Source organism: Flavobacterium sp. N2038, assembly GCF_025947185.1.
GTDB lineage: Bacteria > Bacteroidota > Bacteroidia > Flavobacteriales > Flavobacteriaceae > Flavobacterium.
In genome coordinates this window covers 597,350-619,523 of record NZ_CP110001.1, presented here as the reverse complement: position 1 = coordinate 619,523, position 22,174 = coordinate 597,350, and the positions used below count along the sequence as shown (strand labels likewise).

21 protein-coding genes and 1 tRNA gene are annotated in these 22,174 nt (G+C 31.1%); 12 read left to right on the top strand and 10 right to left on the bottom strand.

Annotated features, from left to right (window positions below; genetic code table 11):
- Positions 1–16: 16 nt before the first annotated feature.
- From OLM51_RS02740 to OLM51_RS02720, 5 genes are all read right to left on the bottom strand, one after another.
- Positions 17–271 (bottom strand): DUF6327 family protein, encoded by a 255-nt coding sequence (locus tag OLM51_RS02740; RefSeq protein ID WP_264552881.1) that lies wholly within the window; start codon positions 269–271, stop codon positions 17–19.
- Between the two features lie 6 nt (positions 272–277).
- Complete coding sequence (locus tag OLM51_RS02735; protein ID WP_264552880.1) at positions 278–628, bottom strand: competence protein; 351 nt, start codon at positions 626–628, stop codon at positions 278–280.
- A 132-nt stretch (positions 629–760) separates the two neighbouring features.
- A complete protein-coding gene (locus OLM51_RS02730) occupies positions 761–1,087 on the bottom strand; it encodes a YtxH domain-containing protein (RefSeq protein ID WP_264552879.1) in 327 nt (108 codons plus the stop codon).
- 91 nt (positions 1,088–1,178) lie between these two features.
- The gene (locus OLM51_RS02725; protein ID WP_264552878.1) at positions 1,179–1,658 is read right to left on the bottom strand and encodes a hypothetical protein; all 480 of its coding nucleotides are present in this window, start codon (positions 1,656–1,658) and stop codon (positions 1,179–1,181) included.
- Between the two features lie 843 nt (positions 1,659–2,501).
- Complete coding sequence (locus OLM51_RS02720) at positions 2,502–4,619, bottom strand: glutamine--tRNA ligase/YqeY domain fusion protein (protein WP_264552877.1); 2,118 nt, start codon at positions 4,617–4,619, stop codon at positions 2,502–2,504.
- Positions 4,620–4,737: 118 nt separating this feature from the next.
- Between OLM51_RS02720 and folB the strand changes: the two genes are divergently transcribed.
- Positions 4,738–5,097 (top strand): dihydroneopterin aldolase, encoded by a 360-nt coding sequence (gene folB, locus OLM51_RS02715; RefSeq protein ID WP_264554265.1) that lies wholly within the window; start codon positions 4,738–4,740, stop codon positions 5,095–5,097.
- A gap of 94 nt (positions 5,098–5,191) precedes the next feature.
- A tRNA-Cys gene (locus tag OLM51_RS02710) sits at positions 5,192–5,262 on the top strand.
- Positions 5,263–5,592: 330 nt separating this feature from the next.
- On the opposite strand, the gene OLM51_RS02705 is transcribed toward OLM51_RS02710, so the two are convergent.
- From OLM51_RS02705 to rnr, 3 genes are read right to left on the bottom strand one after another with little or no spacing between them, the layout of a single operon-like run.
- The gene (locus tag OLM51_RS02705) at positions 5,593–6,270 is read right to left on the bottom strand and encodes a LysE family translocator (protein ID WP_264552876.1); all 678 of its coding nucleotides are present in this window, start codon (positions 6,268–6,270) and stop codon (positions 5,593–5,595) included.
- Positions 6,271–6,283: 13 nt separating this feature from the next.
- Positions 6,284–6,952 (bottom strand): head GIN domain-containing protein, encoded by a 669-nt coding sequence (locus OLM51_RS02700; protein ID WP_264552875.1) that lies wholly within the window; start codon positions 6,950–6,952, stop codon positions 6,284–6,286.
- Positions 6,953–6,976: 24 nt separating this feature from the next.
- Positions 6,977–9,157 carry a ribonuclease R gene (rnr, locus tag OLM51_RS02695; RefSeq protein ID WP_264552874.1) on the bottom strand — a complete coding sequence of 727 codons (2,181 nt, stop codon included), beginning with the start codon at positions 9,155–9,157 and terminating at the stop codon, positions 6,977–6,979.
- A 109-nt stretch (positions 9,158–9,266) separates the two neighbouring features.
- Here rnr and OLM51_RS02690 point away from each other — a divergent pair, with 109 nt between their 5' ends.
- Positions 9,267–9,500: a DUF2007 domain-containing protein gene (locus OLM51_RS02690; protein WP_264552873.1), complete on the top strand. Its 234-nt coding sequence runs from the start codon at positions 9,267–9,269 to the stop codon at positions 9,498–9,500.
- An 825-nt stretch (positions 9,501–10,325) separates the two neighbouring features.
- On the top strand, positions 10,326–10,757 hold the full coding sequence (gene rpiB / locus OLM51_RS02685) for a ribose 5-phosphate isomerase B (protein WP_264552872.1): 432 nt from the start codon (positions 10,326–10,328) through the stop codon (positions 10,755–10,757).
- 141 nt (positions 10,758–10,898) lie between these two features.
- Here rpiB and OLM51_RS02680 read toward each other — a convergent pair whose 3' ends face one another.
- Positions 10,899–11,168, bottom strand: coding sequence for a DUF1294 domain-containing protein (locus tag OLM51_RS02680; RefSeq protein ID WP_264552871.1), 270 nt, complete (start codon positions 11,166–11,168; stop codon positions 10,899–10,901).
- 115 nt (positions 11,169–11,283) lie between these two features.
- On the opposite strand from OLM51_RS02680, the gene OLM51_RS02675 reads away from it, so the two are divergent.
- Positions 11,284–13,407, top strand: a complete 2,124-nt coding sequence (locus tag OLM51_RS02675) for a Tex family protein (protein ID WP_264552870.1) — start codon at positions 11,284–11,286, stop codon at positions 13,405–13,407.
- Between the two features lie 102 nt (positions 13,408–13,509).
- Here the strand turns inward: OLM51_RS02675 and OLM51_RS02670 are convergent, their stop codons facing one another.
- Positions 13,510–13,686 (bottom strand): twin-arginine translocase TatA/TatE family subunit, encoded by a 177-nt coding sequence (locus OLM51_RS02670; protein ID WP_213258655.1) that lies wholly within the window; start codon positions 13,684–13,686, stop codon positions 13,510–13,512.
- A gap of 209 nt (positions 13,687–13,895) precedes the next feature.
- On the opposite strand from OLM51_RS02670, the gene OLM51_RS02665 reads away from it, so the two are divergent.
- From OLM51_RS02665 to OLM51_RS02635, 7 genes are all read left to right on the top strand, one after another.
- Positions 13,896–14,396: a peptidase gene (locus OLM51_RS02665; RefSeq protein ID WP_264552869.1), complete on the top strand. Its 501-nt coding sequence runs from the start codon at positions 13,896–13,898 to the stop codon at positions 14,394–14,396.
- A gap of 11 nt (positions 14,397–14,407) precedes the next feature.
- Entirely contained in the window at positions 14,408–15,892 is a 1,485-nt protein-coding gene (locus OLM51_RS02660) for a GH3 auxin-responsive promoter family protein (protein WP_264552868.1), read from the top strand.
- Between the two features lie 137 nt (positions 15,893–16,029).
- Entirely contained in the window at positions 16,030–17,709 is a 1,680-nt protein-coding gene (locus OLM51_RS02655) for a DUF6909 family protein (RefSeq protein ID WP_264552867.1), read from the top strand.
- 8 nt (positions 17,710–17,717) lie between these two features.
- Positions 17,718–18,710: a hypothetical protein gene (locus OLM51_RS02650; protein WP_264552866.1), complete on the top strand. Its 993-nt coding sequence runs from the start codon at positions 17,718–17,720 to the stop codon at positions 18,708–18,710.
- 6 nt (positions 18,711–18,716) lie between these two features.
- Positions 18,717–20,021 (top strand): MATE family efflux transporter, encoded by a 1,305-nt coding sequence (locus OLM51_RS02645; RefSeq protein WP_264552865.1) that lies wholly within the window; start codon positions 18,717–18,719, stop codon positions 20,019–20,021.
- Positions 20,022–20,023: 2 nt separating this feature from the next.
- Entirely contained in the window at positions 20,024–21,124 is a 1,101-nt protein-coding gene (locus OLM51_RS02640) for a glycosyltransferase (RefSeq protein ID WP_264552864.1), read from the top strand.
- Complete coding sequence (locus OLM51_RS02635; RefSeq protein WP_264552863.1) at positions 21,114–22,172, top strand: hypothetical protein; 1,059 nt, start codon at positions 21,114–21,116, stop codon at positions 22,170–22,172. Before OLM51_RS02640 ends, OLM51_RS02635 begins: the two co-directional genes overlap by 11 nt.
- Positions 22,173–22,174 lie beyond the last annotated feature (2 nt).

The window sequence follows — 22,174 nt, the reverse complement described above, 5'->3', positions numbered from 1 at the left end:
AAAACAAAAAAGAGGCTTAATTGCCTCTTTTTTTATTCATAAACCAACCAATTATATAGGGTAAAACTGACTGGATAATTTTTACATAAGAATTTGAAAAGTAATCTGTATAGGATGAAACAAAGCCATTAACAATTTTTTGTGGTGTAATACTTTCTTTAGTTTTTTGAAAACTTAAAACCAACTTCTGATAATTGATCTCTTTTTCTAATTTCAAAATCTCCAGATCTCTTTCTAATTCTGCATACGATGAGTATTTTTTTCTTTCCATAATTCCTTAATCGTTAAAAAAGATTTCTGAAAATTTCTCTAAAATTGGACCTTCAACAAACTTATCTTTTACAAAGAATAGCAAAATTGTAAAAAATAAATAGATCCCTCCTACTGCTAAAAATCCCAAAGCTGTACTTTCAAACAACGAACCAAAAGCATAAGCTGCAGCAAAAGATCCAAAAAGTAAAACCATACTAAAGCATAATAAAATCAAAGTAAACTTAAATATTAAAGTTGTTGATTTCATTGCAACTTTAAAACCCCAAAGTTTATAATATGCTAAATGACTATCTATATACTCTTTAGCCTGATCCTGAATGTTATCAGTATTTTCTTTTAATTCTTCAAAAGCCATAATTTCAAAATTTATTTTAAAAAAGAAGCACAAAACACATGATTAAAAAACTGCATTTTGTTCATTTTAAAATTAAATAAAATAAACCAAATACAACCTCAAAATCAAAACGAGCTTTGTGCTTCTGTATTCTTATTTCTGAAGTTTAGCGTTTTGAGCTTTTAAATCAGCCAATTTGGATTCTAAAAAACTAATTACTTCCTCTGTTTTGTAACTCATATTAGAAAGTAATTCTTCATAAGTTCCATCCATATTATGTTTTGCACTTTTGAATTTTTCACGAAGAACTTCAGAACCTGCTGCAAGTGAATCTTGCAAATTATGTTTTGCATCATCTATACCTTCTTTCAATTTTGCACGGGTTTTTGATCCTTTATCTGGAGCAAACAAAATTCCTATCGCTGCACCTGCAGCAGCAGCAGCTAATATAGCAGCGGCAGTATTTAAGTTCTTTGACATAATAATTAAATTTAAATGATTAATAAAGGTACTCTTTTTTTAAATTATAAAATATTGGTTAATCGCTATTTACAAAAAATTAACACTATAATTAATACACATAAGCTACAGCTTCATATTTACCATCTGCTTTTTCGATTATACTAACAAACGGATAACCATTTGAAGCCGATTTACTTTTGATTCTCATTGCAGTTTGCTTCTGATTTGCAATTGGCGGCTCCCCTTTTGTTTTAGTCGAAACACCAGAAAAGTTAGCAACTTGTTTTAAACCTATTGTCTTTTCCTGAGGCAAAACAGTTACCATTTTGTAATCGTCATCTGAATCTACTACTATTTTATCTGAAATTTTTTGAGTCTGATTCGTTTGCTTATTTGTTATTTGTGAAACAGCATATTTGCTAATTTTTTGTTCCTCAGAACTTCCGTTAAGTGAATAATAAATTAAATCATTTTCACTTTTTATAAAATTAACATCAATTTGTTCACCATTGTGTTTTGTAATTTGATGTGTTTGAGAAATGGCAATATTTACAAATAATAAGGCTAGCGTAAAATATAATACTTTCATGATAATTGAATTTAAATTAAAACTGAATCAGATCGAATTATAAAAATTAGCAACCTAAGAAGCATCATTATGGAATCTCATAATTATGAAGTAATTCTGAAAAATACCTTTTACGCGAAATATTATCAAAACCAGATCACAATAAAAATTAGAACATAAAATTGTCTTTTCAAGAATTCAATTTTGAAGCTAACACCAAAACAAAAAACTACATTTTTAAACTTCAGTGTAATTCAACTTAGAATCTATTCGGAAAAATTAATTTTTGTAAAATCATCTCTGACTTTTGGTATAGTCATAAAAGTACTGACTTTATAAACAATTGTATGTTAATAACCCGTTAAACTAACAAAAATGACAGCTAAAAGTTAAATAAAGACCATAATTAAACAATAATTCAAAAAATGAATAATCTATCGACTAAATAAAAAAAATAGCTTAAAATCAATTTATGAAGGTTAATTATAATAATTAAAAACAATATAAAATTAAATAACAATCAATAAACTAAATAATAATTAAAAATAAAAATATAAAAAATAATCATCATTAAAATCTATAATTAAAAAACTTCATAAAAAGACAATTTTGACTTCAACATTATAATTTTTCAAATTTCTGTCAAAAATCAAGTCAGAAAAGGGTAAAATTAAAATAAAGCCTTTTAATTACTCATTTTTTAAATTACGAATAAATTATCCAATAAAATTAATTTTTACCTTAAAATCGATTTATGAAAGCTGTTTTTAATTTATAAAATCTATAAAATATAAATACTTAATAGGTAAACTATATAATAAAAAAAAGCGCTTAAAAAAGCGCTTTTAATAAATATAACTGATATTACTTCTTCACCATTTCAGAAAGAATTTCAATTTCTCTTTCTGAAGCATTTTTTGGAAGATTTGAGTATAATTTTAAAATTTCATCATCAAACTGATTTTTGAAACTTTCATTTTCTAAATCTCTTAAATTTAAAAGTGCTTTTGATCTTACATAAGTTGATTCACTTCTAAGTGACATTGTATATAATTTTTTAATATCCTCATCTTCAAAATCTGAAGATTTCCAATTTGAATATTTCAAAATAAACTGAGAAAACAGTAATGAGGCCTTATTATTATTGATATTTTTCTTTAATGAATTCTGTAATAAAGAGAAACTGGAAATAGTTGCAATGTTCTCCCCTATTGCATTTTCTATTGCAAGGCGTTCTGGTTTAGTCTCAACTTTAAAATATTTATTAATATCTTTTAAAGAATTATTGATACTGTTTTCTTCCTTTTTACCTTTTTCTTCCCAGGCATCCTTTAATCCAACAGTTTTGTTAAATACTAATTTTGAAGTACTTGAGTCTTTATCAACAGTAAAATAACCTAAACGTTGAAACTGAAATTTGTCTTCATTTTGAGCTGTTGATAAACTTGGTTCAACAAACCCGGTTACAATTTCTAATGAATTTGGGTTTACAAAATCTAAGAAGTTTTTCTCTTTATAACTGTCCGGAGCTTCATCTGTAAACAGACGATCGTATAAACGAACTTCGGCTTCCAATGCATGTTTGATAGAAACCCAATGTAATGTTCCCGAGACTTTTCTTTGACTTGCTTCTGTCCCGCTTCCGCTTAAAGAATCAGTATCATAAGTAACATGAATTTCTGTAATATTTCCCTCAGAATCTTTTATAACTGATTCTCCTTTAATAATATAAGCATTCTTAAGACGCACTTCTTTTCCTAAAGTCAAACGGAAATATTTAGCCGGAGCTTCTTCTAAAAAGTCTTCTCTTTCTATGTATAATTCACGGGAAAAAGGTACTTTTCTAAATCCTGCATTCTCATCTTCCTGATTATTCTCCGCTTCAAGCCACTCCTCTTTTCCTTCCGGATAATTTGTAATTACTACTTTTACAGGATCTAAAACTGCCATTACACGAGGTGCAATTTTGTTTAAATCTTCACGAATACAAAATTCTAAAACCGATACATTTATTAAATTATCACGTTTTGCGATACCAATTGTATTAGCAAAATTACGTAATGAAGCTGCTGTATAACCACGTCTTCTCAATCCCGAAATAGTTGACATTCTGGGATCATCCCAACCATTAACATGCTTTTCTTTAACTAGTTGCTGTAATTTTCTTTTACTAACAACAGTATGTGATAAGTTACGTCTTGCAAATTCTCTTTGCTTAGGACGCAGTTTATTTTCATCTAAAATCTGATCTAAAAACCAATCGTATAATTCACGGTGAGGCAAGAATTCAAGTGTACAAAATGAGTGCGAAATAGCTTCTAAATAATCACTTTGACCATGTGCCCAATCGTACATTGGATAAATTTTCCAGGCATCTCCAGTTCTATGATGATGTTTGTGTAAAATCCTGTACATGATTGGATCACGCATCAACATATTTGTTGATTTCATGTCAATTTTTGCACGAAGAATATGTGTACCAGCCTCAAATTCACCATTTTTCATTCTTTCGAACAACTCTAAATTTTCTTCTACAGAACGATTTCTGTATGGACTATCGGTTCCAGTTGTAGATGGAGTTCCTTTTTGAATCGCCATATCTTCAGAAGACTGACTATCAACATACGCTTTATCTTTTTTAATTAATAAAACTGCCCAATCATATAATTGCTGAAAATAATCTGAAGCATAACGTTCTTCTGCCCAGGTATAACCCAACCACTCCACGTCTTTTTTAATAGCATCAACAAATTCCTGTTCTTCTTTTTCAGGGTTTGTATCATCAAAACGCAAATTTACAGGTGATTGATAATCAATTCCTAAACCAAAATTTAATGCAATAGAACTCGCATGACCAATATGTAAATAACCATTTGGTTCTGGTGGAAAACGAAAATGAAGTTTATTTTGTGAAAGACCTGATTTTAAATCTTCCTCTATGATTTGTTCAATAAAATTGAGTGATTTCTCTTCTGATGCCATTATTTTATAGTAATTTTAGCAAAGATAAAAAAGTTTATAGTTTATAGTTTATGGTTTATGGTTTTCTTTGGAAACTTACTCTAAACTTGAAACTTAAAACTTGAAACTAAATTTAGAAATGGGAGTTATAAAACTAAAAAATGTCCGTACTTTTTCATACCACGGATGTTTAATTGAAGAAGGAAAAATAGGATCTGATTATACTGTAGATCTAAAAATCAAAGCTAATTTACAGAAATCAGCACAAACAGATCACCTTTTAGATACTGTTGATTATGTTCATTTGAACAAAATTATTACTGAAGAAATGGCAATTCGTTCTCATTTATTAGAACATGTAGCCAAAAGAATCAATATTCGCGTTCTTGCAGAGATAGAAACGGTAGAAAAAACAACAGTTTGGGTTTCTAAAATAAATCCTCCTATTGGTGGTGATGTTGAGTCAGTTACTATAAAAATGACGGAAATTAGAAAGTAATTACCACAATTAAAATTGTATTTTTTTAAAATAGTTCATTCGAAACTTTTGAATTTTAAAGATTTTAGTTACTTTTGCCATCCGTTCAAGTAATGGCGTCGTGGCCGAGCGGCTAGGCTGGGCTCTGCAAAAGCTCCTACTCCGGTTCGAATCCGGACGATGCCTCAAAAAGAGATACAGAAATGTGTCTCTTTTTTTTGTGCTTAATTTTTAGAAAAAATTAATTCTAATCCAAACAATACACCAAAACCTTCAAATTACTTTGAAGGTTTTTTTATACCTATTTTTAATTATTAAAGTTTACGCATAAACCCGACAGGTTTTAAAAACCTGTCGGGTTTGCTTTTTCGAAGATTTATCCTTCGTCGAAATAGCAAACTGGCGTCAACTTTGTCAAAGTTTAAAACTTTGTCAAAATCCTAAACCAACACTTATAAACATAAAAAAACCTCTGAAATTCAGAGGTTTAATTTTATATTTTTGAGTTATTAACAACTACTTTTCAATCTTTTCAAAAGCATTTTTAACCATTTCTTTTTCTTTTGGAAACCAGCCCTGAATCATTAATACGAATCCAAAAACCATTAAAACAACACTAATCCCTTTTTTAATTTTAAGAATATTAGTTGGTGTCATTTTTGTTTTTAATTGTTTAGCCAGTACAATTTTAACGCAGTCAACCAATAAATAAGTAATTATTACTGCAGTAAAAAATGTCATCATTCTGGGTGTCTGCATTTGCAATTTTGGTCCAACAGAAATAATAACAGCAAGCCAGAAACCAAGCACTCCAATGTTGATAACGTTCAGTAAAAAACCTTTTACAAACAAACTTCCGTAGTTTCTTTTTAAGATATCACGATCAATTTCTTCGTCGTTAATTTTTTCTTCTTTTTTTAATTTTACAAAAGAAATAATACCGTAAGATAACATAATTATACCTCCAAAAATAAACAGTGCAGGTTTGTCTTTTAAACTCGAAATTAGTCTGTAACTTCCTAAATAAGCAATAGCAATAAAAAATATATCGCCTAATACTACACCAAAATCAAATACAATTGCAGATCTGAAACCCTTTGTAATACTGGTTTCTAATAAAACAAAAAATACCGGACCTACCATAAAGCTAAGAACAAGTCCCCATGGCAATCCAGCCAGAATATCATTTATCATTAAATACGATTTGTTATTTTACTTCTTCTATTTTACCTCCAAAAACTGTTTTCTGATTAATTTGCTTAGGTTTTCCATAAATGTAAATAGAGCCTCCTGCGCTTACTTTTGCATCGACAAGGGTTGATGCATTCACATCTGCTTTTCCGCCCGCAGAAACGCTAACAGTAGTCTGAGACGTGTTTAATTTACTTGCTAACAAATAACCACCGGCTCCTAAACTTGCTACCTGATTTTCGGCTTTACCGCTTAAAGTAATAGAACCTCCTGATACTGAGCTTACTTTTAACTTATCAACATCTAAATTAACATCTATTATTCCACCCTCCTGAGCACTTACTTTGAATGAAGTAGCTTTAACAGCTTCTGCACTTGTTACAGTTGCTCCTTCATTAACATCAATTAATTCTAAATGTTTATAATATAAAGTTATATCAAGATCATTTCCTGATAAAAGCTTTGGAAAAGGCATTCTTAATTTTAATATACCATTCTTGTTTACGGCTTCAACTTCGGCTTCTCTGGTACCTTTTATAACAATTTTGTTTTCAGATGATGCAACTAACTTTACGCTTAATTTATCAAATACTTTAACAGTATCAAAATCACCTAAATCTTTGGTAACCTGACCAAAAGACATTTGTGCTAATAAAATTGCCGCTCCAATAATTAACTTTTTCATACTTTTATTTTTAATAATTAACACTTATTCTGCTCTACGTAAAAAATGAAAATCAAGTTGTTTTTTAACTAAATCAGCATTTTTTACTTTAACATAAATTTCGTCTCCTAATTGCAAAATGCTGTTTGAAGTAGCTCCAACCAAAGCATATTGCTTTTCATCGAAAGTATAATAATCATCTTTTATCTCTCTGATTCTTACCATTCCCTCGCACTTATTAGAAACGATTTCAACATAAATTCCCCATTCTGTAACACCGGAAATAACGCCAAGGAATTCTTCATCCTGATGATCCTGCATGTATTTAACCTGCATGTATTTGATACTGTCACGTTCAGCATTTGTAGCTAAGCTTTCCATATTTGAACAATGTAAACACTTGGTTTCATAAGTCTCTTCATCTACAGAAGCGCCATTATCTAAATAATATTGCAATAATCTATGTACCATAACGTCGGGGTAACGACGAATTGGAGATGTAAAATGACTATAATAATCAAAGGCTAAACCATAATGACCAATATTATCAGTCGAATATTTGGCTTTACTCATACTTCTAATCGCAAGAGTATCAATAAGATTTTGTTCTTTCTTACCATTCACTTCTTCCATTAAAGCGTTTAATGATTTAGAAATATCACCTTTATTTCTAAAATCTATCTTGTAACCAAATTTAGCAATTACGGTTTGCATCGCAATTAATTTGTCTTCATTTGGTTCATCGTGAATCCTGTAAACAAATGTTTTCTTTTGTTTTCCAATGTATTCAGCCACTTTTCTATTGGCTAAAAGCATAAATTCTTCAATTAGATGATTGGCATCTTTTGAAATTTTGAAGTAAACTCCTTCTGGTTCTCCTTCTTCATCTAAATTGAATTTAACTTCAACTTTATCAAAAGAAATAGCACCATTCTGCATTCTTTTCTTTCTTAAAATCTTTGCTAATTCATCTAATTTTAAAGTTGCCTGAACAATTTCATCTGAAACTAAATACGAACTTCCGGTAATTGAAATGTCAACCGGAATCGTATGATCTTTTGTTTCAATAATATACTGCGCTTCTTCGTAAGCAAATCGCTGATCAGAATAAATTACAGTTCTTCCAAACCATTGGTTAATAACTTTGGCATCTTCTGAAACTTCAAAAACAGCAGAGAATGTATATTTCTCCTCATTTGGACGCAGTGAACATGCAAAATTAGACAAAACTTCCGGAAGCATTGGCACTACTCTATCTACCAAATAAACAGAAGTTGCTCTTTGATAGGCTTCGTCATCCAGAATTGTTCCTTCTTCAAGATAGTAAGAAACATCGGCAATATGAATTCCGATTTCATAATTTCCGTTAGACAACTTTTTGAAAGACAAGGCATCATCAAAATCTTTGGCATCTTTTGGATCTATCGTAAACGTAAGTGTATCACGCATATCACGACGTTTTGCAATTTCAGATGCCTGAATCGAAGTATCTAATTTTTGTGCATAAACTTCAACTTCTACCGGAAAATCAGCTGGTAAACCATATTCAGCCAAAATAGCATGAATCTCTGTATTATGTTCTCCAGGTTTTCCTAAAACACGAATTACAGATCCAAACGGACTATCGGCTCTCTTTGGCCAGTCTTCAATCTTTACTAAAACAACATCACCATTTTCTGCCTCTCCTATTTTATCCTTTGGGATAAAAATATCAGTATACATTTTAGGATTTGCAGTCGAAACAAAAGCAAAATTGGCCTGAATATCAATAACTCCAACAAATTCTGTTTTATCTCTTTCTATAACTTCAATAACCTCACCTTCAGGTCTTTTACCTTTTCTTCGGTTATAAACATAAACCTTTACTTTGTCTTTATCTAATGCACGATTTAAATTATTGGTCGGGATAAAAACATCTTCTGCAAAGTCCTCACAAATAAAATATGCCGTTTTTCTGCTCGTCATATCTATCGTTCCTTCGTAGTAATCCTGACTTTCTGCTTTGACTAAATACTTACCTGGTTCAGTTTCTATTATTTTTTTGGAAGCAGCCAGAATTTTTAAATCTTTTATAATCTGGTTTCTGCTTTTTGTATCATCAAGTTCTAATTTTGCTGCTATTTGTTTGTAATTGAATGCTTTATTAGCACTTTGCGATAAAATTTTTACTATCTTACTAGAGAAATCTTTCTCTTTTTTTATCGGCTTTCTAATTTTCTTACTCATATATCTTTTCTTATAAGGTTTAAAATTACAAATAAGATATCAGAATATAGATTTTAACAATTAGAATTATTAAAATTATAACTTTTCGTACATTTACAAAAAGACCTTTATGGAACGCTTTAAAACCATCGCTATATTCAATTATCAGCACGAAACTGTTGTCTTGAAACACTTACTGGAACAAGAAGGAATCCCTTATTTTTTCGAAAACGAAATGACACTTTCAGTTGCTCCAATGTATTCTGCAGCGCTGGGTGGCATTCGTCTCAAAGTTCATCCGGACGATTTCGAACAAGTTCAGGAAATTCTCGATAATCTCAACAATCCGCTCAAAATCGTCTGAAACCAAAATTCAAAACAAACTCAAATCAGAGTAAAATTCAATTCAAAAAATTTTATTTTTCCTTTTTAACTTTTTTAGTTTTCAACATATATTAAATACAACAAAAAAGATTTTTAAAAATTTAAAAAAATTTGTTGGTTATTATAGTGTGTTAATATGTCGAATAAATTTATTTTTAAAAGTATTGAAATGAAGTTTCTCTTAGTTATTGCGAGTTATTAACATAGTTATTTTGGGCTAAAACTTTAATTTATAAGACTTTTTGTATTTTAATTAACAATGGTTGACAACCAAAAATGAATTCATTTTGTAGATAAGTTCATATGTTGATTTCTGTTGAAAATGGTATTTTTTATATTGATAACTTTTCCAAAAATTCCCAAAACTTTATTAGGTTATTTAATTCCAATTTTGGATTAGGTTTTTTTTCGACACAACCAAAAAAAACTTCTAATTTTCTTTTCGAACTTATTAACATTTTTTGTTAACTTAAAGTTAATTGAATATCAACGAATTAGGAATCACTATCAACAACTCAAAATTTTAACAAAAACATTGTTTATTTTTTATTGATTATGAGACACTTATAGAGTTTCAAAATTGTTAATAACTGATAAGATTTTGATAGTGAAACAGTTGCAAAATATGGGTTTTTCTGTACTTCTATCGCTATTGATATCACGAGTGTATATTAATTATTAGGAAGCAATTTATGGTGAGGTTTAATGTAACGAGATAAAAGAAATTCGTGAAAATTGGTGAAATTGCTGGCAAACGTTTTTTAATTAAGTAAATTTGCATGACACAACTAAATAGTATAGAAAAATGAAAATTTCGATAGGAAACGACCACGCTGGACCAGAATACAAAAAAGCGATTGTTGAAATGCTGAAATCAAGAGGATATGAAGTAACTAATTATGGCACAGATACAGAGGCTTCTGTAGATTATCCTGATTTTGGACATCCTGTTGCCAATGATGTATCTGAAGGAAAAGCTGATTTTGGAATCGTAATCTGCGGAAGCGGTAACGGAATAGCAATGACTGTTAATAAACACCCGAAAGTTAGAGCTGGTTTATGCTGGACAAAGGAAATAGCTTATTTGACACGTTTACACAATGATGCTAATATTGTAAGTATTCCGGCAAGATTTACTTCTATTCAACAAGCTGTTGAAATCGTTGAAACTTTTTTAGATACAGCTTTTGAAGGTGGAAGACATCAAAATAGAGTGAATAAAATAGCTTGTTCGTAAAAAGGCAAATTTTTTTTTTCGGTGCTTCGCACCTATTAATAAACACACCGGGCAGATTTTTTAATTTGTCCGTTTTTTTTTAAGTTACTGTATTTTAGTATATTAATATGTTGTAGAATGCGTTATTAACATTGTTAATATCTACTTTTTATACTTCAAAAAGACAATTAAAAGTACAATCTGGAAGGCTAAAATTCCAAGAAACTTCACAATAAAAGAAGTTTTACTCGTTTTATGTTTAAATAATAACATTGCTGTTAATAAACCGGGAGTACCTCCTATTAAAGCAAGAAAAAACAACGTATTTTCTGGAATTCTTCTTTTATTTTTTCGGGCTTGGTATTTATCGTATCCGGCAATAATAAAAACGAGAAGATTTATAAATAAAAAATAGAGTAAAAAAATTTCCATTGGCTTAAAATTAAAAACAAAGATATTATTTTAGCCGAATTATTGATTTGATTACTTGTATTTTTAACAAGTAAATTACATCAATTTAGTATAAGAATTTATTTCATTAAAAAATATGACTAATATTCAATTCATTTCAAAGTCTGTTCAGACAGCAGCGATCAACATTCAGAATACAGTAAAGTTGTTAGAAGAAGATTGTACAATTCCGTTTATTTCGCGTTACCGAAAAGATACAACCGGAAATCTTGATGAAGTTGTGATCGAGCAAATTGCAAAGCTTCAAAAAGAATATGATACGCTAATAAAACGTAAAGAAGCAGTTCTAAAATCGATTGAAGAGCAAAAAGCGCTTACACCGGAATTGAAGAAAAAAATTGAAGATAGTTTTGATTTACAAGAAATCGAGGATTTTTATCTGCCATATAAAAAGAAGAAAAAAACAAAAGCAGATGTGGCCCGCGAATTTGGTTTAGAACCTTTGGCAAAATTGATTATGTCTGAAAGTGATGTTGATGTTGATTTTATTTCAACACAATACATCAATGAAAATGTAATTAATGAAGAAGCTGCAATGCAAGGGGCGCGAGATATCGTAGCCGAATGGATTAACGAAAATATTTATGTTCGTAAGCAGCTTAGAAGATTGTTTCAGCGTAAAGCTACAATCGGGACTAAAGTTGTAAAAAAGAAAGCTGAAGAAGAAGGAGCGCAAAAATTCAATCAGTATTTTGATTGGGAAGAACCATTGACAAAAGCACCCGCACACCGTTTATTAGCAATGCTTCGTGCAGAAAATGAAGGTTTTATAAAAATGAAAATTGATGTTGATATTGATGATGCATACGATGTTATCGATGAAATTGTTATTAAAAAACAAAATAATACAACTGCCCATTTACAATTAGCTATTGAAGACAGTTATAAACGATTGTTGAATCCGGCAATTGGAAATGAAACACTACAGGAAGCAAAAGCAAAAGCTGATGCAAATTCTATTCAGGTTTTTGCTAACAATTTAGGACAGTTGTTGTTAGCTCCTCCGTTGGGTGAAAAGCGAATTTTGGCAATTGATCCGGGATTTAGAAGTGGTTGTAAGGTAGTTTGTCTGGATGAAAAAGGAGATTTATTATACAACGAAACCATTTATCCGCACGCACCTCAAAACGAGGAAACAATGGCGATAAAAAAAATACGCTCGATGGTAAATGCGTATCAGATTGATGCAATTTCTATCGGAAACGGAACTGCTTCTCGCGAAACTGAATTTTTCATCAAAAAAATTGCATTCGACAAACCGGTACAAGTTTTTATAGTTTCTGAGGCTGGAGCTTCGGTTTATTCGGCTTCAAAAGTTGCTAGAGAAGAATTCCCTAATTATGATGTTACGGTTCGTGGTTCGGTTTCGATCGGAAGACGACTTTCAGATCCGTTAGCCGAATTGGTAAAAATTGATCCAAAAGCAATTGGAGTAGGGCAATACCAACACGATGTCGATCAGACAAAATTAAAAGAAGAATTAGATAATACAGTAATTCGTTGCGTAAACTCGGTTGGTATCAATATTAACACGGCGAGTAAACATTTACTAAGTTATGTGAGTGGAATAGGAGAGAAGCTGGCTGAAAACATTGTGCAATACCGTTCAGAAAACGGACCTTTTGAAGACAGAAAACAGCTGAAAAAAGTGCCTCGTTTAGGAGATAAAGCGTATCAACAAGGAGCAGCTTTTATCAGAATTTCGAATGCTAAAAATCCGCTGGATAATTCGGCAGTGCATCCTGAAGCCTATCCGGTTGTAGAGAAGATGGCAAAAGATCTGAAACTTTCGGTAAATGATTTAATTGCAAACAAAGAGAAAACAGCCCTTATTAAGGCCGAAAACTATATTACACCAGAAATTGGTTTACTTACACTAAAAGATATCATAAAAGAGCTTGAAAAGCCTGGATTAGATCCAAGAAAATCGGCTAAAGTTTTTGAGTTTGATGCCAACGTAAAATCGATTAAAGATGTAAAAACTGGAATGATTCTTCCGGGAATTGTTAACAACATCACCAACTTTGGCTGTTTTGTTGATATTGGAATCAAAGAAAGTGGTTTAGTTCACATTTCGCAGTTAAAAGCCGGTTTTGTAAGCGACGTAAACGAAGTAGTTAAACTTCATCAACATGTTGATGTTAAGGTTACTGAGGTTGATGAGGATAGAAAGAGAATTCAGCTGACGATGATACTTTAAAAATTCCAAAAAAGAAATTTCAAATTCCAATTGGAGATAAAACAAAAAAAATCCCAAACTACAATTTGCAGTTTGGGATTTTTTAATAAGTTTTGAAGGCTATTATTTTGTTTCTTCCTCTTCTTTTTTAGCCGCAGGTTGATCGTCTTTAGCAGCGTTTTTGAATTCTTTAATTCCGCTTCCTAAACCTTTCATTAATTCTGGAATTTTTTTACCTCCAAAAAGTAATATCACAATACCTACTATAACAAGGATTTCTGTAAGACCTAATCTTCCCATGATTGTATATTTAATGCCGAAGCAAATTGATTTTCATTTTCACCGCAAAGGTATATAGAATATACGAACAACTACAGCTTTTAGATTAAAATATTTGTTTATTACAGCGTTAAATATTTTATAAAATAATAAAATTACAATATTTGTCGTTTTTCCTCCAATAATAACAATATGATTAATCACTATATTTGCTCGTACAAACAACCAAAATGACGAAGAAAAAATTCGATTTTAGAAAAAAATTATTCATCAAAAACAGATTGGTAATTTTGAATGAAAGCACTTTTGAAGAAATTTTTTCATTCAGACTTACTTTAATGAATGTCTTTGTAACATTTACTTTAGGCGGAATATTTCTAATTTTAGTAACTACTTTTATTATTGCGTTTACACCGCTGCGGGAATTCATTCCAGGTTATTCGTCATCAGAATTAAAAAGGAATGCAACAGAATTGGCTATAAAATCAGATTCACTAGAAAATGCTTTAAAGAAAAACGAGGCCTATATAAAAGGAGTGCAGAAAGTTTTGAAAGGAGAATTAGATTATGCAAAATTTAATAAGGATTCTATTTTAGCCGATGTCGATGAACCATCAGAAGTTAATATGAAAGCCTCAGAAGAGGAAATGAAATTAAGAGAAGAAGTTGCCAAAATAGAGAAGGAGCAGGGTGAAAGCAAGACAAAGAAAAATAAAAGCGACAAAAAATAATAACGCAAAAAATGTCAATCAAATCTATAGCGGCAAAATTGTTTGCCCGAAAAATATACATTCAGACACTTGGCTGGTCGAGTAAACCGGTTGAAACCCAATTAGAAGTTTTTAAAAGTTTAATTAAAAATGCTAAGAAAACAGAATTTGGGAAAGATCATCATTTTGATGCAATAAAAACGATTTCCGATTTTCAGAATAATGTTCCGGTAAGAGATTATGAAGATTTAAAAACGTATGTTGATAAGATTAAAATTGGTGAAGAAAACATTCTCTGGAAAGGGAAACCACTTTATTTTGCTAAAACATCCGGAACAACTTCCGGAGCAAAATATATTCCGCTTACCAAAGAGTCAATGCCGTATCATATAGAGGCAGCAAGAAATGCGATTTTACACTATGTTCATGAAACAGGAAAAGCTGATTTTGTTGATGGTAAAATGATTTTTTTGCAGGGAAGTCCAATTTTGACCGAAAAACACGGAATTAATTTTGGAAGACTTTCGGGAATTGTGGCGCATTTTGTTCCTAAATATTTACAGAAAAACCGAATGCCGTCCTGGGAAACCAATTGTATTGAAGACTGGGATACCAAAGTAAATGCAATTGTAGGCGAAACGATTAAAGAAGATATGTCGGTGATTTCCGGAATACCTTCCTGGGTTCAGATGTATTTTGAGCGTTTACAGGAAAAAAGCGGAGGGAAAAAGATTGGTGAAATATTCAAAAATTTTAACCTGTTTATTTACGGAGGAGTAAATTATGAACCTTATCGTGCCAAGTTTGAGCAGATGATAGGTAAGAAAGTAGACAGCATAGAGTTGTTTCCGGCTTCTGAAGGTTTTTTTGCCTATCAGGATTCACAGAAAGAAAAAGGAATGCTTCTATTGTTAAATTCGGGTATTTTTTATGAATTCATTAAAGCAGATGAATTCTTTGAAGAAAACCCAAAAAGCTATACAATTGGGGAAGTAGAAATGGGCGTAAATTATGCTTTGATCGTTTCTACAAATGCCGGACTTTGGCGTTATAATATTGGCGATACGGTTAAGTTTACTACCTTATTTCCGCACAGAGTTATAGTTTCAGGGCGTATTAAACATTATATTTCTGCTTTTGGAGAACACGTAATTGCCAATGAAGTAGAAAATGCGATGAAAGAAGCAACAGCAGGAACCAATATTGTAATAAATGAATTTACAGTTGCACCTCAAATTACGCCATCAAACGGATTACCGTATCATGAATGGTTTGTAGAATTTGAAAATGAACCAGATAATATGCAAGCTTTTGCCGAAGCTATTGATGATTCGATGCGAAAACAAAACATTTATTACGACGATTTAATTACAGGAAATGTTTTGCAGAAAGTAGTCGTAAGTAAAGTTTCAAAAAACGGATTTCAGGAATACATGAAATCGCAGGGAAAATTGGGCGGTCAGAATAAAATTCCGAGATTGTCGAATAACAGGGATATTGCAGATAATTTGAGGTAGAAAAGATGATTTTGATTGATCATTCTAACAATTTGTTAAATGCCATTTTACCAAAATCACATTTATAATTCCTAATTTAGTTTAATTAAAATACTTTAATCTTCTTTGTGATAAGAAGATTTTAAAAATAAAATAGCATGAAAGAAACCAAACATATATCAAGATCAAGAGCGCAGGAATCATCTGCAGCTATAGAAAAAATGTACATTACAATGCGTCACTTATTCAACCGAGGTTTTTACAAACCTATGGGTGTTTCTGGTGACAGTTTACGCGAATCATTATTAGCATTGCGCCCGGAAATCTACGGAAATATTGCTGAAGAGAAAGTAGAATTAAACGGATTATTGTACGTTATTGAGCGTCTTCCGATAGGGATTGAACAATGTCGATTCATTAATCTAACTTCAGACGAAGGATATTCTAAATCACATTTTCAGCCAATAGTTCCTCCAAAAAGAAGAAGAAACTGCTACAGAATTGACGAAGAACAAATGAATGTTGAAATTACACGTGGACGTTCTGACATTTATGATATCCTGACGCATTTGACTTTCATTTTCATAGAATCTCATAAAATCAAGAACAGAGTTTTGTTAGATGACGGTGGAGAAGTTTCGCGTGATTGGCTGAAATTGGAGCAAGCTGTAATGCAAACTAAAAAATTGGCTTTAATTGAAAAAGAAAAAGCAATTTCGCATGTAGCAAATATTTTAGGAAGAACCTTTGAGGAGGTTTTGGATATTTATGACGCTTTTGGTTCAGAAAATGCGCCAGACCGTTTCCTGCATGTTATTTATTGGTTAGGAAAACTGGCAATTGAAGAAATTGTTGAAAACAACAAACGTACCATAACTTTTAGTCCGGTTTTACGTGAACGTTTAGGACATCATATTCACGGAGAAATCTGGGCAACAAACATCAAGGAAGTTTTAAAAGCGAATAATCTTTTAAAACGTCCAATTCATGTTATTAGTGCCAACATGCATAGTGTTATGAATTCGCTTTTTGCGACACCATTGTTAACTTCAAAATATAAAGGAAAAACAGATTTCTTTATTTATGAAGAATTAAGCAGCTCTGGCTCAAAAGAAATCAGAAAACAGGTTGAAGATCTGGCTTTGAAAAACGGAATGATTTCGCTACCCGATTGTTCAGGAACGAATATCGATGTTCAGATTTTTGATACAGCTAAAATCGACTGGTCAAAAACGGCATTTTCAAATGCAAATGTAGGCGAGGAAAAACCGGTAATTATCGTAATGGACTACGCTTTTGGCGAGCAGGCATATGAAACAATTGATGAGCTTTTGAAACCATTTAAAAAAGAAACTTTACTGAATGTAAAATCGGTTTCGATAATGGGTAAAGCAGGAATTCTGGAAGGTGGAAAAGGAGATATCATGATTCCGACAGCGCATATCAATGAAGGAACGGCAGATAATTATTTCTTCGAAAATGAATTAACAGGTGCTATGTTTGAAGGAAATGATATTGCCGTTTTTGAAGGTGCAATGGTTACAGTTCTTGGAACGTCTTTACAAAACAGAGATTTGCTGAAATTTTTCCACGAATCAACCTGGGGTGTAATTGGTCTGGAAATGGAAGGTTCTTATTATCAAAAAGCCATTCAGTCGGCTTCAAAAATTAGAAAAAGTGTTCCGCATGACATCAAAGTTCGTTATGCTTATTACGCATCAGATAATCCACTGGAAACTGGAAGTACATTGGCTTCAGGCGGATTGGGAACAACTGGTGTAAAGCCAACTTATTTGATTACCATTAAAATTTTGGAACAAATTTTCAACGTAAAATAAATTCATAAATGAGTACAAAAGTACCCCAAAATAATTCTGATCAGGAAATTGACATTTTTCAGCTTTCAAAAAGTATAGGTAATTTCTTTGATCGCATTAACAGGTCTATTTTTAGAAGCATTCAGTTTTTTATTAGAAACTGGATTATCGTGCTTATTTTGCTCGTGCTTGGTTTTGGTCTTGGTTGGTATGTAGACTCACACAAAAAAACGTTTCAGAATCAGATTACAGTTACGCCAAATTTTGAAAGCGTTGATTATTTGTACAGCAAAATTGACCTGATACAATCAAAAATTGCTTCCGGCGATACCGTTTTTCTAAAAAAAGTGGTTGGAATACAACATCCTTTAAAAATTAAAAGGATTGAAATTAAACCAGTTGCAGACGTTTATAAATTTATTGAAGACAAACAGCAAAATTTTGAACTCATTAAATTAATGGCTGAGGTTGGCGAAGTAAAAAAGGTTTTGGAAGATAATGTAACAAGCAAAAATTATACATTTCATACCATATCTTTTGTTTCAAATCAAATTACAGAAGAAAAGGATATTGTTGAACCGTTACTAAAATATTTGAACAGCTCTGCTTATTTCAATTCAATTCAGCAAATTGGATATAAAAATCTGCAGAGAGAAATCGCTCAAAATGACACCATAATTGCTCAAATTGATGATGTTTTAAAGGGATTTTCAAGTACAGTAAAAAGTAGTGCAAAGAATGATAAATTGGTGTATTATAATGAGAATTTGCAATTGAATGATATTATAAAAACCAAACAGAAACTTGTAATTGACCAGGGAAAAAACAGGTTTAAGCTGATTAGTTTTGATAAAACAATCAAAGAAGTTAATTCGACTTTAAACATAAACGAGGTAAAAGTAGTAAATAGCAATTTTAAAATTATATTACCTGTTTTCTTCCTTTTGATGTTTGTTTTAATCAGATTGTTTTTGAAATTTTATCGCAAACAACTGGCACTTTCTCAAGTAAACCAACTTTAAAAGTAATTGAAAACGAATAGTCTTTTAAAAAGAATTTCAAAAAATCCATTTTTAAGGCAAAGTTTTGGTACTTTGTTTTTAAGGATTTTTGGAGTTCTTTTATTGTTTGGTTTCACCATATTCTTGACAAAATCATACAGTCCAAAAATAGTTGGACAATATGATTTTGTTCGTTCTTTTCTATTGTCCATAGGAAGTATTTGCTTACTAGGTTTTGACCAGTCGATTTTATATTTTAAAGGAAAACTGGCAAGTTTAAACGCACTTGAAGAAATAAAAAAAATATACTTCAAGATGGTTGTAATGCTGTTCTTTACATCTATTCTGGCCTTATTAATTATTTCTCTGATTAGTAAAGAAATAATAAACAATTATTTTGATGATCAGGAAGTATATTTGATTCTGCTAAAAGGTGCAGCAACACTGTTTTTTTATGGAATTTCCACTTTAAACACTGAAATTTTCAGAGCTCTGGACAAATTGTACATTGCAGAATTGTTTCGGAATATCATCAAATATATTCCGTTAATAATAGGCTCTGTTATTTTATTTTACTGGCATAAAGAAAATTATCTGGTAGATGTTTTTCTGCTTGGTTTTGTGTTTCTTTCCATTATTAGTTCCTTTTTTGTTTTTGTTTATTTCAAAAAAATGAGGACAAAGGAAACAACTGAAAATATTTCCAGCAAAGAGGTTTTTCTAAAATCATATCCAATCGCAATCAGTGGAATGGCAATATTTTTATTGATGAGTTTTGACATTATGTTTTTAAAAAAATATAGAAACGATGAAACAGTAGCTTTTTATTCTGTTGGAGTTAAAGTCATGACCATCATTTCGGTTATTATTCTAACAATAAATATTACAATTTCAGCAAAAATTGCAGAGTTTTTTTCGAGTGGAAATAAAGCGGAACTAGTTAAAATTATTAGAAACAGTTCACGTTTGATTTTTGCGATTACATGTCCGGTTATTATATTGATTAGTATTTTTTCGGAACGTGTTTTATCTTGTTTCGGACATCAATATGTCGCGGCAAAAGAGGCTTTTTTGATTTTAATAATTGGTCAGGGAATTTGTTCAGCGTTTGGAAGCGCATCAATTTATTTGAATATGACAGGGAGGCAGCACATTTTTCAAATAATTTTAATTGTCACGGTTATCATTAATTTCGTTTTAAACCGATTTTTAATTCCGGTTTATGGCATGACAGGTGCTGCAATTGCATTTGTTACCAGTTCGTTTTTCTGGAATTTTGTTGTGGCAGTTATTATTTATAAAAAGGATAAAATCAAAGTTTTTTTGAATTAAAAATGAAAGTACTTCATGTAATAAATAGTTTAGAAACGGGAGGAGCCGAAAAGCTGCTTTTAGATACCATTCCACTTTATAATAAAAGAGGAATTCAGACAGATTTATTAGTACTTAACGGGGACGATTTTCCTTTTTTAAAAGTTTTAAAGACAATGAATTGCTGTAAAATCTATTCGATAGGTTCAAAAGCATACAATCCGTTGCATGTTTTTAGACTGATGCCTTTTTTATGGAAATATGATATTGCGCACGTTCATTTGTTTCCTTCACAATATTGGATTGTTCTGGCAAAGATTTTTTCTTTTTCCAAAATTAAATTAGTTGTAACAGAGCATAGTGCGACAAATCCGCGTATAAATAGTTACTTTTTAAGTTTGTTAGATCGTTTTATTTATAAATTTTATGATAAAGTTGTTTGCATTACAGATGAGGTTTGTAAAATTCGTAAAGAACATCTTAGAAATCCAAAATCTAAGCTTGTTGTAATTCAGAATGGAGTAAAGCTTCAAAATGTATATAATGCTAGACCATATGAAAGAAAATTAATTTCAGAATCTTTTGAGGATCACGATGTTTTATTAATACAAATTGCAAGTTTTAATAAGCATAAAGATCCTGAAACAGTGATAAAAGCAATGCAATATTTACCTGAAAATTTTAAGCTTATTTTTGTTGGAAATGGCCCTTTTAGAGAAAATTGTGAAAGTCTGTCTAAAGAACTTAAGGTTACAAGCAGAGTTTATTTTTTAGGAAGCCGTACCAATGTTCCACAACTTTTAAAAGCAGCAGATATTTCTGTTTTAAGTTCAAAAGGAGAAGGATTAAGTCTTACGGCTATTGAAAGTATGGCATCAGGAAAACCATTTATTGCTTCAAATGTTTCAGGAATGGCAATTACTGAAGGAGCTGGTATTTTATTTGAAAAAGGAAATGCAGAAGAATTGGCTTTTTATATTAAGAGATTAATGAATGAAAAAGAGTTTTATGAAAATACAGTAAATGCTTGTAAAGCAAGAGCACAAGAATTTGATATCGAATTTATGATAGATAAGCACGTACTTTTATACCAGGAAATAGTAAAGACTAAAGATGAAAATTAAAAAAAGCACCGCCACATTCCTGCTACTTGCAATGGCCAATCTGGTAGTTGCATTTGTGTCTTTTTTTGTCTTACCTCCAAAGTTTTTTTATGACGCTGCAACCATTGCCTATGATAAAGGAAATGAAATTGGTTATTTGGGAAGTTACCCGCTTACAATTTTGTTTTATAAGATCTCAGGCTTGCGTTATTTGCCTTTTCCGGTTGTAGGACTCATACAATTTCCTATTTTAATGTATGTTTTGTATAAAATTGGGATTCCCGAAACTTTTGAAAAAATCAATGTAAAGAATATTTTGGTTTATATGGGAATTTTGATGATCGCTATTTTCATCTCAATGCCCTCAAAAGAATTCCTTACATTTTTATACGTTGTACCAATTGTTTTAATGTGCAAAAATGATCAGGTTTCATTGCAAAAAACAATTATCGTTACAGTTCTAATGTTGCTGTTTTTTGGAGCGGTTTATCGTCCTTATTATGCTTTTATGCCTATTATTGGCGGAGGAATGTATGCGATTAGTTTGATAAGTTTTAAAAACAAAACTGTAAAAACGATTTTTTATGGCCTTTTAATCGCTGTTTTTTTGTCTTTTAGTCATGGAGTCATAAAAGGAAAATATCTTTCTGAAATTAGCCGAAATGTGGTAAACGATGGAAGAATGGGATCTGCAGATGCTAATTCGATTATTATTTCACCTGTAAAAACAGATACATGGTACGGAGAAGCAATTGGTATTTTCTACGGTTTCTTTACAGTTAATGTTCCGGTAAATGGATTAAAACATCTATTTTCTCCTCAAATTATAGTTTTTATAATTTGGCAACTTTTACTGTTTTATATTTTACTGGTGCGTTTTGCCAAATGCTTAAAAGAGCGAATACGGTATTCTAAAGAACTTTTGGTTTTACTGGTTATTTTTTCTTTTTTTATCGTGCAGGGTATGTTTGAACCAGATTTAGGAACTGCCGTGAGACATAAAATAGGTATTTTTCCTTTAATTTATTTTGCCTTATACTATGAATCTTTCCGAAAAGAACTTCAGTAGAA

Excerpts from the sequence above, each read along its gene's own strand:
- OLM51_RS02655 (WP_264552867.1), top strand. The coding sequence starts at position 16,030 with ATGAAAGAAACCAAACATATATCAAGATCAAGAGCGCAGGAATCATCT.
- OLM51_RS02665 (WP_264552869.1), top strand. The coding sequence starts at position 13,896 with ATGACGAAGAAAAAATTCGATTTTAGAAAAAAATTATTCATCAAAAAC.
- folB (WP_264554265.1), top strand. The coding sequence starts at position 4,738 with ATGGGAGTTATAAAACTAAAAAATGTCCGTACTTTTTCATACCACGGA.
- OLM51_RS02725 (WP_264552878.1), bottom strand. The coding sequence starts at position 1,658 with ATGAAAGTATTATATTTTACGCTAGCCTTATTATTTGTAAATATTGCC.
- OLM51_RS02705 (WP_264552876.1), bottom strand. The coding sequence starts at position 6,270 with ATGATAAATGATATTCTGGCTGGATTGCCATGGGGACTTGTTCTTAGC.
- OLM51_RS02670 (WP_213258655.1), bottom strand. The coding sequence starts at position 13,686 with ATGGGAAGATTAGGTCTTACAGAAATCCTTGTTATAGTAGGTATTGTG.
- OLM51_RS02635 (WP_264552863.1), top strand. The coding sequence starts at position 21,114 with ATGAAAATTAAAAAAAGCACCGCCACATTCCTGCTACTTGCAATGGCC.
- OLM51_RS02735 (WP_264552880.1), bottom strand. The coding sequence starts at position 628 with ATGGCTTTTGAAGAATTAAAAGAAAATACTGATAACATTCAGGATCAG.
- OLM51_RS02730 (WP_264552879.1), bottom strand. The coding sequence starts at position 1,087 with ATGTCAAAGAACTTAAATACTGCCGCTGCTATATTAGCTGCTGCTGCT.
- OLM51_RS02640 (WP_264552864.1), top strand. The coding sequence starts at position 20,024 with ATGAAAGTACTTCATGTAATAAATAGTTTAGAAACGGGAGGAGCCGAA.
- OLM51_RS02680 (WP_264552871.1), bottom strand. The coding sequence starts at position 11,168 with ATGGAAATTTTTTTACTCTATTTTTTATTTATAAATCTTCTCGTTTTT.
- OLM51_RS02740 (WP_264552881.1), bottom strand. The coding sequence starts at position 271 with ATGGAAAGAAAAAAATACTCATCGTATGCAGAATTAGAAAGAGATCTG.
- OLM51_RS02690 (WP_264552873.1), top strand. The coding sequence starts at position 9,267 with ATGGAACGCTTTAAAACCATCGCTATATTCAATTATCAGCACGAAACT.
- rnr (WP_264552874.1), bottom strand. The coding sequence starts at position 9,157 with ATGAGTAAGAAAATTAGAAAGCCGATAAAAAAAGAGAAAGATTTCTCT.
- OLM51_RS02650 (WP_264552866.1), top strand. The coding sequence starts at position 17,718 with ATGAGTACAAAAGTACCCCAAAATAATTCTGATCAGGAAATTGACATT.
- OLM51_RS02720 (WP_264552877.1), bottom strand. The coding sequence starts at position 4,619 with ATGGCATCAGAAGAGAAATCACTCAATTTTATTGAACAAATCATAGAG.
- OLM51_RS02700 (WP_264552875.1), bottom strand. The coding sequence starts at position 6,952 with ATGAAAAAGTTAATTATTGGAGCGGCAATTTTATTAGCACAAATGTCT.
- OLM51_RS02660 (WP_264552868.1), top strand. The coding sequence starts at position 14,408 with ATGTCAATCAAATCTATAGCGGCAAAATTGTTTGCCCGAAAAATATAC.
- rpiB (WP_264552872.1), top strand. The coding sequence starts at position 10,326 with ATGAAAATTTCGATAGGAAACGACCACGCTGGACCAGAATACAAAAAA.
- OLM51_RS02675 (WP_264552870.1), top strand. The coding sequence starts at position 11,284 with ATGACTAATATTCAATTCATTTCAAAGTCTGTTCAGACAGCAGCGATC.